The 11,388-nt window shown below is 42.8% G+C and carries 6 protein-coding genes; all 6 read right to left on the bottom strand.

Features of this window, described 5'->3' with window-relative positions; translation table 11 throughout:
* Positions 1 to 169: 169 nt before the first annotated feature.
* Positions 170 to 5,944 carry a right-handed parallel beta-helix repeat-containing protein gene (locus J4N22_RS13000; protein ID WP_207495227.1) on the bottom strand — a complete coding sequence of 1,925 codons (5,775 nt, stop codon included), beginning with the start codon at positions 5,942 to 5,944 and terminating at the stop codon, positions 170 to 172.
* Between the two features lie 449 nt (positions 5,945 to 6,393).
* Positions 6,394 to 7,233 carry a translation elongation factor Ts gene (gene tsf / locus J4N22_RS12995; RefSeq protein WP_207495225.1) on the bottom strand — a complete coding sequence of 280 codons (840 nt, stop codon included), beginning with the start codon at positions 7,231 to 7,233 and terminating at the stop codon, positions 6,394 to 6,396.
* Between the two features lie 244 nt (positions 7,234 to 7,477).
* Positions 7,478 to 8,383, bottom strand: coding sequence for a 30S ribosomal protein S2 (gene rpsB / locus J4N22_RS12990; RefSeq protein ID WP_207495224.1), 906 nt, complete (start codon positions 8,381 to 8,383; stop codon positions 7,478 to 7,480).
* 114 nt (positions 8,384 to 8,497) lie between these two features.
* Positions 8,498 to 8,887 carry a 30S ribosomal protein S9 gene (rpsI, locus tag J4N22_RS12985; protein WP_207495222.1) on the bottom strand — a complete coding sequence of 130 codons (390 nt, stop codon included), beginning with the start codon at positions 8,885 to 8,887 and terminating at the stop codon, positions 8,498 to 8,500.
* 34 nt (positions 8,888 to 8,921) lie between these two features.
* Positions 8,922 to 9,365, bottom strand: a complete 444-nt coding sequence (gene rplM, locus J4N22_RS12980; protein WP_207495220.1) for a 50S ribosomal protein L13 — start codon at positions 9,363 to 9,365, stop codon at positions 8,922 to 8,924.
* 171 nt (positions 9,366 to 9,536) lie between these two features.
* Complete coding sequence (locus J4N22_RS12975; RefSeq protein ID WP_207495219.1) at positions 9,537 to 11,345, bottom strand: caspase family protein; 1,809 nt, start codon at positions 11,343 to 11,345, stop codon at positions 9,537 to 9,539.
* Positions 11,346 to 11,388 lie beyond the last annotated feature (43 nt).

Below are 11,388 nucleotides of genomic sequence, written 5' to 3'. Positions count from 1 at the left end.
AATTAATAGATAATTCAAAACAAAAAACCCGCTGCATATAAATCAGCGGGCTAAATTGTGAAATATTGATTTGTTGATTTCAGGCCTATTCCAGGAATTTATATTCCTATATATCCTAATAAAATTTCAAAAAAAAGACCCGTTTTACCGGGTCTTTCGTTATTTCATTTTACTGCTTTATGAACTTAAATGAAGCTATATCGCATCCATTAGCACAAGTTGCTTTAATGATGTATGTACCCGTTGAATATCTTTCAACATCCAACTTGATGACATTGTCTCCAGCCTGCAACTGGTAAGCAGCGTTGGCCATTACTTTACCAGTAACATCCGTTACTACCAGCTGAATTTTCTCTGTAGCAGGTGAAGCGATTACAACATTCAGATCATTCTTCACAGGATTTGGATAAATGTTGCTAATGGTTACTGCATTCACCTTTGCTCCTTTTAGCAATACTATTTGAGAGAAGGTAACCTTTCCGTCCTTGTCCATTTGCTTCAACCTGTAATAGTTGTTTGTAGCTAACGGACGTACATCATTGTAAGAATAAGTGAGTGGCCTGTTGCTAAAGCCATTCGCAGCTTTAGACTCAGCAAATGCCAATGCACTGAAGTTGGTGCCATCAGCACTACGCTGAAGTTCAAAACCTGCATTGTTCGCTTCAGTAAGTGTTGTCCACTCAAGCCTGTTGGTGCTCGCTTGTTTTTCACCTTTGAAGCTGTACAGGTTCACTGGCACAGGACAATCAGTGATAGAAGCCGTAATAGGCATACGTGCACTTTCACAACCAGAGCTCACTTGCCAGTTGTAGAAGTAGTAGTAGAACGTAGGATTGCTTGCGAAACTGAAACTATGACCTGTGATAGAAACAGCAGACGAAGTATAAGGGAAGCTTGCACCCGTTGAATTACGATGCAGGTTGATATGCGTACCGCCCTGCTGCATTCTATAAGAGCCCGGAGTCATTGTTTGGTTTAGAACAACTGTTTGCTTGTTACCACCTGTTACCGTTGTAGTATATGGAATGGTATATAAAACAGTTCCTGTACTGTTGGTAATCTGGATAGAAGCCGAAGTACCTATTGCATCTGTAGGGAAAATGTCAACAGAAACAATAGTTGTTGGTTGTAGCACATCAAAAGTCAGGTAGTAGTTATAGTTTACAGATATAGATGCACCAATAGCAATATCTGCCGGACCTACATATTCAGAACCACCACCCTGCCCTGCTGCTACATAGAATGTAGTATCGGATGAAATAGCAGTGGTAAAAGAATTACCTGTATAAATAGGAGCACCACCTGTAGCAGTTCTGTACCAATTGATGTTGCTCGCTGAACCCGCGGCAGACATTGTTACATTACCTGCACCACAACGTGCAGCTGGCGTGGTAGACGTGATAGTTGGATTATTGTATTCCAGCATTATCATCGCACTTGTATCTACACTGGTACCACAAGTAGAAGACAATTTGTAATACATGGTTTGTGTAGGTGCAGTTGCCAGTTGATAAGTAGTACCTGTTGCACCTGGTATTGTGGACCATCCTCCAGTTGCCGATGTGCTTTGTAGCCATTGCAAGTTGTTATATCCTGCAGCGCCGCTTGTTTTTAGCATAGGCATTATAGAAGACTGAGCACAATATGAATCAGGGGCAGATACAGCAGTACCTGCTGTTAATTGCTGTTTAGTGCGTACAACCGGCACTATAGCATCGTTTGAAGGATTAGCATCATTTGCTACAGAAGTTGCTGCAGCAAAAGTGTACGTACCTGCAGCTGACATATCTAACAGTTGCGGCATCAATACATCCATTGTTGCGTCTGATTGCATTGTACCCGTGTTGAGTGTATGCGTAAAGTATTGGTTTGTTGCACCAGATACTTCTACAGTGATCGTAACTGGGGTAACAGCAAAATCAATAGCAGATAAACTTGAGTTTCTAATCCGTACTGTCACTTGCTCACTTGCAGTATAACAACCACTAGCTTTTGCCGTCGGTGTTACAAGTTGTTCTGCGCTCATGTTATTGCCTGCAGTCAAAGTAGAGAATTCTATTGCACCAATATCAGGTGTGGTAGTACTCCTGGTACTGTCGTAAAAATCAGTTAACACTCCTACTGCTGCACCCTTATTGTTTGCCAGGCTATTGGTTGGTGTAAAATCACCACCGGCAGCATTGGCAAATGCAGGATCAATTTCAAGGCTCTGGGGATCATTGTTGCTGTTAGCAGCTTGCCATGCAGCAAGAGTATTGAAACCAGTGGAATGATATGCTATAGCGTTGGTAGTTCCACCGGTAGAAGTATTTATTAGGATGTTGTTGTTAGAAGAAGTAACACCTGTTGTAGAATAGTACAGGTTGTATTTAGCACCGGTACCACCCCTGCTTATTATCACGATATTGTTTCTTACATTAACGCCTGTACCACTTACCAGCAAACCATAGGTTGTACCAGCAGTAGCACTTGCGTCATCTATCACTACCGTATTGTGATAATAATTATTGTAATTATAGCTGGAACCATACAAGCCATAGATAAGCCCTGCGCCATTGTTCAGGTTGTATACAATGTTGTTTTCTATCCTGTTAGGTGACGCTGCCAGTCCTGTTGATGCCACGTAAATAGGATATGAACTGGATGTGCTTGAAGGCGCTCCGTCAAACAGGTTGTGAATGCTGTTTTTCTCCACCAGAAAATTTGTACAAGAGGCTGGATAAATACCATAAGCACTTGTAACTGCAGTACGTGCTGGCCTCGAGATATCATTGCCGCTTATGATGATAGAGTCCTGGCCATATGTATAGATACCATAGGAATAGAAGTCCTCCACTTTGTTGTTGCTGAATATGTTTCTCTTGTTGTATGGCGCGGTGCTACCATAGGCATAAATGCCATAGTATCCACCAGTGATTGTATTACCTGTCACCAGGTTTCCATTAGCATTGTTACCAGAAGAAGCCGTAGATGTAGCCGATCCATTAAGGATGATACCCATGTAATTGGTACTGGTAGATGTCGTATTGTTTATGATCTTACAGTTCCTGATGGTGTTGCTATCCGCCTGGCCAGCCAAGGAAATACCCCATCCAAAAGTTCCGTTTGAAACATCTACTATGAAGCTGTCAATAATCACGTGGTCTGAGCCATTTAATAAAATAGCTGAACGTAAAGAACCATCAGTAGGTGAATAAGTAATAGTAGCACCATTACCATTGAAGGTGATAGTATTTACTGGTGAAGCTCCTTTTATTTGTGGAATAACGACCTGGTCCATATAAGGTCCACTGCCTGGGGCAACATCAAACACTACAGGACCATTGATACCACATGCTACATGATTGATAGCATCAGCAAAATTTTGGAAGTTCCCTGAGCCTGTGGGAAGTCCTGAATTGATTGTATATGTACCTGACACCAAAGCTGGCGAAGCTACCTGTACAGACGCAGTATGCACTATAGCACCCGTTCCACACTGCAACGCAGCACGGTACCATGTAGCAGATGCTTGTGATGCCTGGAAAGAAATAGCCGTTGAAGGCGTTGCCAGGTTTGTCCATGTTACGTTATCAGTTGATGACTGCCACTGGTAGGTTAATCCATCGCCAGTGCTGCTGTTGTCAAGTGTAAGAATGAATGGCGTATTTGCACAAACAGTAGTAGGTGCTACCACCGTTCCTGGTGTTAATGGATAAGTACAAGAACCAAGATTAAATTCATAAGCACCCGGATCTGGCGAAGCTACCGTACGAGGTTTGTTATCAATATCTGTAGCTACGCCTACGTTAGCACCAAGATTGTTAAGCGTTGGCGACTGTGGTATGTATTCACCGGCAGAAGGATTCAAGAACATTGGATCTACATCCACGCTCTGCTGATCAAATGCATTGCTGTTTGATGCTTGCCATCCTGCCAGTGTTGTATAATTCACGCTGCTCCTGTTTACAAGTACATTGGTAGTACCCGTAGTAGACAACATCTGCAATACGTTGTTATTAGATGTAGTAACGCCAGTGGTAGAATAGTACATTGTATATTTTGTACCTGTACCACCACGGCTTACGATCACGATATTGTTCTTCACATTGGTGGCTGTACCATACACGTACATACCATAAGTAGTACCCGCCGTAGAAGCTGCATCATCCAGTACCACCGTGTTGTGATAGTAGTTGTAGTTATTGTAACCCAAAGCATAAATACCTGCTTGCGTACCTGCACCATTATTGAAGTTGTATAGCAGGTTGTTTTCTATACGATTTGGCTGTGCTGCAGACAATCCCGATGCAATGACATAAATACCATAGCAAAGTGATGTGCTACCAGTAGCAGCATCAAACAGGTTGTGGATCTTATTTTTCTCCACCAGTGCATTGGTATTGGTAGAAATATAGATAGAATAAGTACTTGTTACAGCAGTTCTCGTCGGGCGACTAATATCGTTACCACTGATCGTTATGTTGTTATTACCGTAGAAGTAGATGCCATAGTTGTAAAAGTCTAAAACCCTATTTCCTGCAACTATATTGTTTTGATTGTAAGGTGTTGTGCTACCATATAAGTAGATTCCATGATAACCTCCATCAATGGTGTTATTAGCTATTAAGTTTCCGTTTGCATTATTACCAGATGAACCTGTAGCTGTAGTAGAACCATTGATAAGGATACCCATGTAGTTGGTAGAGGTAGAGCTCTTGTTTGTTACGATGGTACAGTTACGGATAATATTACTATCAGCCTGTCCCGTCAATACTATACCCCAGCCAAAAGTTCCGGAAGAAGCATCCACCACCAGGCTATCCAGCACTATGTGATCTGCACCATTAAAAGTAACAGCTGTCCTGTTGTTACCATCGCTGGTATTGTGCAAGATGGTTGCACCATTACCTATGAATGTTACTTTGTTGGTTGCTGATGCGCCGCCAATTTGTGGTATCACTACCCGCTCGTTATATGGACCTGATCCTGGTTCAACAGTAAATGTCACCGGTCCACTGATACCACATTTGATATGATTGATGGCTTCAGTAAAGGTTTGGAAAACTCCACCTCCTGTTGGCAAGCCACTGTTGATGGTAAAGTTGCCAGATACAAGTGCCGGAGTAGTGATTTGCACGCTGGAAGAAGTAACAGCTGTTCCGCAGGTTACTATAGCACGATAATAAGTAGAAGCTGTTTGAGATGTAGTAAGCGTAGCAGTAGTTGCTCCTGCAATATTACTCCAAGTAGCATCATCCGTAGATGATTGCCACTGATAAGTTTGTCCTGTGCCACCAGTACCGCCTACAAGGGTTAGTGTAAAATTAGAACCTGAACAAGCAGGATTTTGTGTACTGCTAATAGTACCGGTATTAGGAGGTGAAGTACAAGGGCCAACAGATTCAAAAGTTACTGTACCAATGAACCCACGCTCATTGTTAGCAAAATTAGCCGGAATGGCTCCCCCTGCCCAACCAATATTAGTTCCGGTAATTATGCTGCACCCACCACTTGACTCTGTGTAAGTACCCGCAGCCAATGAGCTATAGCGCAAATTTGTTGCACCTACTACTATACCATAAGTAGCTCCTGCTGGTACTACCAGGTCCAGGCCAGTCATGAAAGTTTGGGGTGTGGTAGTAGTTGAATTTGCTACAGCAGTAATGGTTGCACTACCAAATTGTGTCCAGCCGTTAGCTGTGGTAACAGCTGGCGGCGCGGTAGCACTATTAATTGGTGTAGTTCTATACCATGCCTGTACAGGTATAGACCCTGTACTGCTGGTAACACTGGCAATCTCAGTGATACGTACTGGGTAGCCATTGGTATTTTGAAAATTGAAAGTTACCTGCCCGTTACCATTGTTGTTGGTAAACGTGGTGGAAATAGTGGAGGTTTGTGCATGCACTACATTTGTAAGCAGGCAAAAGAATAGTAAAACAAGAGCGTAAAAACTTCTCATCAGCTAGTATAGTTAGTGGTGTAAAAAAGATGCAGACGGCAGCTGCGGCGTTTCAAGTGGAAGTATCGTTAGGAACCTTAAAATGGAGGCTTAGGAACTGAGCGCCATTCTATAGGATGGGAATTGTAGGAAAGCATACGTTTATCTCAGCTTTAAACTTCTGCAATTTTTTTAACATTATTGTGCAGCCGCATCTATATTTTTTATTTTAATCTATTAACCCGCTAAAGAATGTTGCGCTGTACTGTAATATTTTCCCATTCTACCACATATAGAAGAATAGGTTATTTCCATATTTAATGCATTAAAATAAGCACTAAGGTGTAAAGCAAGTGCTGGTAAAAGAATATAAATAAGCTGGTAGAGCCTAATTTTTAATTGGAAATGCGCTAAAACAAAAAACCCGCTGCAAATGTGCAGCGGGTTCAATATCTAAAACCAAATGATAATTATCCAAGGGCTACTCTTCTAAAATCTACAACTTTCAGTTCACTGTCTACGCTCTTCAGGAAGTCAGTAACTGATTTGCTGTTGTCTTTTACATAAGGCTGTGCAGCCAGTGTATTGTCTTTGAAGAATGAATTCAATTTACCGTCAGCAATTTTAGCAATCATTTCAGCTGGCTTACCTGCCATCTTAGGATCAGCTGCTATCTGCTCAGTAACGATTGCTCTTTCTCTTTCGATAACATCAGCAGGAACTGCGCTTGGATCAACAGCCAGCGGGTTCATAGCAGCAATCTGCATTGCTACATCTTTACCAGCTTCTTCAGCAGTTTTGTTGAAAGCAACCAGTACACCAATACGGTTAGCACCGTGGATGTATGAAGCAACATAAGGAGCTTCCAATCTTTCAAAACGAGCAACACCAATTTTTTCACCGATAGAAGCCAGTTTATCATTGATCATGTCAGAAACCTTAGCACCATTGATGGTTACATCGTTCAGTTCTTCTGCGCTCTTTACATCGTTTGCAATAGCTGCATCAGCAATGCTGGTAGCAAAAGCTACGAAATCAGCGTTCTTACTTACGAAATCAGTTTCAGAAGAGATATGAACTACGATACCTGCAGTGTGCTCGAAGTTGGTGCGTGCAATTACAACACCTTCTTTTGCTTCGCGATCGCTACGCTTAGCAGCCACTTTTTGACCTTGCTTACGCAGCCAGTCGATAGCAGCTTCGAAATCGCCATTGGTTTCAGTAAGTGCTTTACGGCAATCCATCATACCGGCGCCGGTAGCCTGGCGAAGTTTATTGATATCTTGTGCAGTAATAGTTGCAGTAGACATATTATATAAATTAAAAAGTCAAAATTAAAAATTCAAAAGTCGTGAGATGTGAGAGGCGAGACTGGAATAAGTAACCTCTACATTGCTGATTTCTCACGTTAGATGTTTCACGTCTGCCAACTGGCAATTGCTGACACCTGTACAATAGCACAAGTGTGCGACGCAACAGTAGTTGAATGAAGTTGATCAGCTGACTACATAATCTTCATTACTTATCAACTGATCAACTTATCAACTAATCAGCTTATCTAGGTCCGCCACCTTGTGGACGACGGCTTGCACCACCTGGTACACGGCGCTTTTGTGCACCACCGGCACCACCGCCAGCATTTGTTCCGGCACCACGACCACCACGACCACCACGACCAGCTTCAGCTTCTGCCTCAGCTTGCAGGCGAGCAGCACGCTTTTCTGCATCGTTGTCTACATCATCAGATCCGTCTTCATCTTTGTTTGCTTGTCTTTCGGCAAGACCTTCTGCAATAGCAGCAGCGATGTAGTTGGTGATGATGGCTACAGATTTGGTAGCATCGTCGTTTGCAGGGATTGCAAAGTCAACTTTGTTAGGATCGCTGTTGGTATCAACCATACCAAAAGTAGTGATGCCAAGACGCTTAGCTTCAGCAAGCGCAATATGCTCGTGACCTATATCTACCAGGAACAAAGCAGCCGGGGCACGGCCAAGTTGGCTGATACCACCTAATACTTTTTCCATCTTTTCTTTATCGCGGGTAAGTGTCAGACGCTCTTTTTTAGTAAGGCTTTCTGCGCTTCCGTCAGCAAGCATTTTTTCGATGCTCTGCATTTTCTTTACGCTCTTACGCACGGTGTTGAAGTTGGTAAGCATACCACCTAACCAACGCTCAGTAACGTAAGGCATGTTGATCTTTTGAGCAGCTTCAGTAACAATTTCTTTAGCTTGCTTTTTAGTAGCTACAAACATGATCTTCTTACCGCTTTTAGCAATAGATTTCATAGCTGCAGCAGCTTCCTGAAGACCTTCTACAGTCTTGTTCAGGTCGATGATGTGAATACCTTTCTTTTCAGCGAAGATGTAAGGCAACATCTTTGGGTTCCACTTCTTCTTCAGGTGACCAAAGTGTACGCCGGCCTCCAGAAGTTGCTGTTGTAGTGAAGTGTTATTTTCCATTTGTAAACGAGTATTAAAATGATTTGAATATGTATGGTGTCAGGTATGAGGTATGAGGTGTGAGAGAACAGCTGCTTGCTGATAGCCCATACCTCATGGCTGATACCTTCTTCATTATCTCTTAGAGAACTGGAAGCTCTTTCTTGCTTTCTTCTTACCTGGCTTCTTACGCTCTACGCTACGAGGGTCACGCTTAAGTAAACCGGCAGCTTTAAGAGTAGGACGTAATTCAGGATTGGTTTCGATAAGCGCACGAGCAATACCAAGTTTTGCTGCTTCAGCCTGGCCTTTCAGACCACCACCTGTTGCATTTATCTTGATATCAAATTTGTCAGCACCTTCTACAGCTTTCAGCGGCTGCTCTACCTGGTTTTGCAGGTATACCAGTGGAAAGTATGATTTGTAGTCTTTATCGTTGATAGTGATCTTGCCTTCGCCACGGCTAAGGAATACGCGGGTAACTGCTTCCTTACGACGACCTACGGCATTTTTTTGCTTTTCCATTTATGAGGAATTTGAAAATTTGTGATTGGTTGAATTAGAACTTCAGTTCCTTAGGTTGTTGTGCAGTGTGCGGGTGGTTAGGACCAGCATATACAAAAAGCTTTTTGTACATCTTACGGCCAAGCCTGTTTTTAGGAAGCATACCTTTTACCGCTCTTTCTACTATCACCTCTGGGCGACGCTTCTGAAGGTCTTTAGCAACTTCTTCTTTTTTACCACCTGGATAACCAGAGAAGTTCAGGTAAACTTTCTCATCCAGCTTGTTTCCAGTGAATTTTACCTTTTCGCAGTTGATTACAATTACGAAATCTCCAGTATCAACGTGTGGAGTGTAGTACGCTTTGTTCTTACCACGAAGAACTGCTGCGATTTTAGCACATACGCGACCTACGGTTTGATTAGTACCGTCTACAACGTACCAGTTGCGCTGCACGGTAGCCTCGTTCGCATGTTTGGTTGTGAAATGTAGTTTGCTCATTATTCTGTTGTTTAATTATTACCGGCGCTATCCCACCGGATTTTAAAATGAGCGGCGAAGGTAGGAGGATGATGTGGAAATGTACAAGTTTTAGATAACTATTTTTTACCGCACCTGCACAACAAGCTGATTATCAACTAAAATTTTGTTGTTAAAATTTTATTACTCCGGCTACAGGGAAGAAAAAATCCTGGAATCATTTAACCAACCCTTGAAACTCGCTCTTTTTAGTATTATTTGCCTGAGCGCTGCAGCAATAGGTTGCACCCGGTTAGCAGTTATCAGAGGTGCTGCTTCAGAGTGACTTAATTTTTCCCGGAAATGGGTGCTGCCTTCAAAGCGATTACCTACCACTTCTACACTTACCACAAAAACCATTTCGTTTTCCCTGTTGTGGTAAGCGGAATAGATAGCCATATCAGCCTCGGCAGGGTTAGTTACAAATTGAATGTTTTGATCTCCGGCTAGCAATTGTTTTAGCTGTTTTGACACCTCAGAGGGAAGTGGCAGATAAATAAAGTAGGACTTATCTTTCATGGCTTGCTTCAGTTGCTGGAATGAAGAAAGATTTATAGCAGTGCTTGGAGGCGTACTTCCCCGTACCATGTCTCCCTCTTTAGCTTGCCAATATTTCCAACCGTTGTGATAGTAGATATACCTGACATCATGAGGGCCTAAGCTTTCATAATCCTGGAACAGCGGATCAGCCAGGGCAGGTTGCAGCACATTTTTTACAATAGCATTGTATTCAGCCAGCGAAATAGAATGAACTGGCAGGTAAATTTTCAACCTTGGCATTGACCGACTATTCCAATCCACCACTTTCATTTCGTCACCTGCTTTCAATATTGCGGCATTCCCTGCCGTTACTCTTGCCGCGGTTTTACCATTTGCAGTTTCCTCTACCACAAGGGTGATATATTGCTTGCTGCCTAAGCCCCTCAACTTATTACCCCGGTGAAGGCCTAGTTCAATGGCATTTTTCAGCCACACCATCTTACCCTTTACTTCCACTACCTGCAATTGGGTACTGTTAGTTGGTACAGCACCTGGAAAGCCTAATAAGTTTTTGTCGAAACGGTTGATGTCTCCATACATTAAAGGATCCTGCGAGCCGATTACAAACTGCTTGTCCAACTCTTCCTTTACACCTCTCAATAAAGCATTACCAGAAATTGAAGCAGAGTTACGCTTCATCACATTCACCAATGCAGTTGTAAAAAGGCCATGGCGGTTATTATTTAAATCGTTCCGCTCTTTGCTTTCCTGTGTGTCAGTTGCGGCAGAAATAAATAAGAAGCGTGAACCGGGTCTTTCAGCAGGTGGTTGAACAAACGTGGCATCCCGCAGGTCCCTGTTAAGATCGGTAAGCGCACGTGTATCATCTATGTCGCTTGTATCTTCCACCGCTTCCGTAAAATAGATCGACCTGCTTGTCTCTTCTTCCATTTCCCTAAAGCAGCAAGCCATACCGGCGGCCATACCTCCACTGTAGCAACAATCATTGATAACGGTTAGAACACCTTTTTTATCTATGATGGCATTGTAGTATCGTTTCAGCTCATTGTCGAAAATGACAGATGATGTACCGGAGTAAAAATCTGACGCAAGAATGCCCTGGGTCATTTGCCCAGTGCGCGATAAAGTATTGCGGATGGTAACGCCATGACCAGCATAATACACGAAAACAATGTCGTCTTTAGCAACCCTGTTTACCAGGGAAATGAAGTTAGTTTTGATCTGGTCTTTGGTGGCTGCTTCGTCGAGCAGCATAACAATGTCGCTTTCACGGAAGCCAAACCGGTGCAGTAACAATGCCTTCATAGATTTTGCATCATTCACACACCCTTTCAGGCTAAAAGAGTGGAGCTGTCCTGGCTTTTCATAATAATTGTTGATGCCAATAATGAGGGCATGCCTGTTTTGCGCAGCCACAAATAAGTATCCTATCAACGAAGGGATGAGTAGAAACAATTTCATTATAGGGGCAAGTTGTTGAGTAATAAAGCAGACTTAGCTGGAT

This window comes from Aridibaculum aurantiacum (assembly GCF_017355875.1).
Taxonomy (GTDB): domain Bacteria; phylum Bacteroidota; class Bacteroidia; order Chitinophagales; family Chitinophagaceae; genus Segetibacter; species Segetibacter aurantiacus.
This window is presented reverse-complemented; position numbering and strand designations above follow the sequence as displayed.

Coding starts and splice junctions, on each gene's coding strand:
- tsf (WP_207495225.1), bottom strand. CDS start 7,233: ATGTCTACTGCAACTATTACTGCACAAGATATCAATAAACTTCGCCAG.
- rplM (WP_207495220.1), bottom strand. CDS start 9,365: ATGAGCAAACTACATTTCACAACCAAACATGCGAACGAGGCTACCGTG.
- rpsB (WP_207495224.1), bottom strand. CDS start 8,383: ATGGAAAATAACACTTCACTACAACAGCAACTTCTGGAGGCCGGCGTA.
- J4N22_RS13000 (WP_207495227.1), bottom strand. CDS start 5,944: ATGAGAAGTTTTTACGCTCTTGTTTTACTATTCTTTTGCCTGCTTACA.
- rpsI (WP_207495222.1), bottom strand. CDS start 8,887: ATGGAAAAGCAAAAAAATGCCGTAGGTCGTCGTAAGGAAGCAGTTACC.
- J4N22_RS12975 (WP_207495219.1), bottom strand. CDS start 11,345: ATGAAATTGTTTCTACTCATCCCTTCGTTGATAGGATACTTATTTGTG.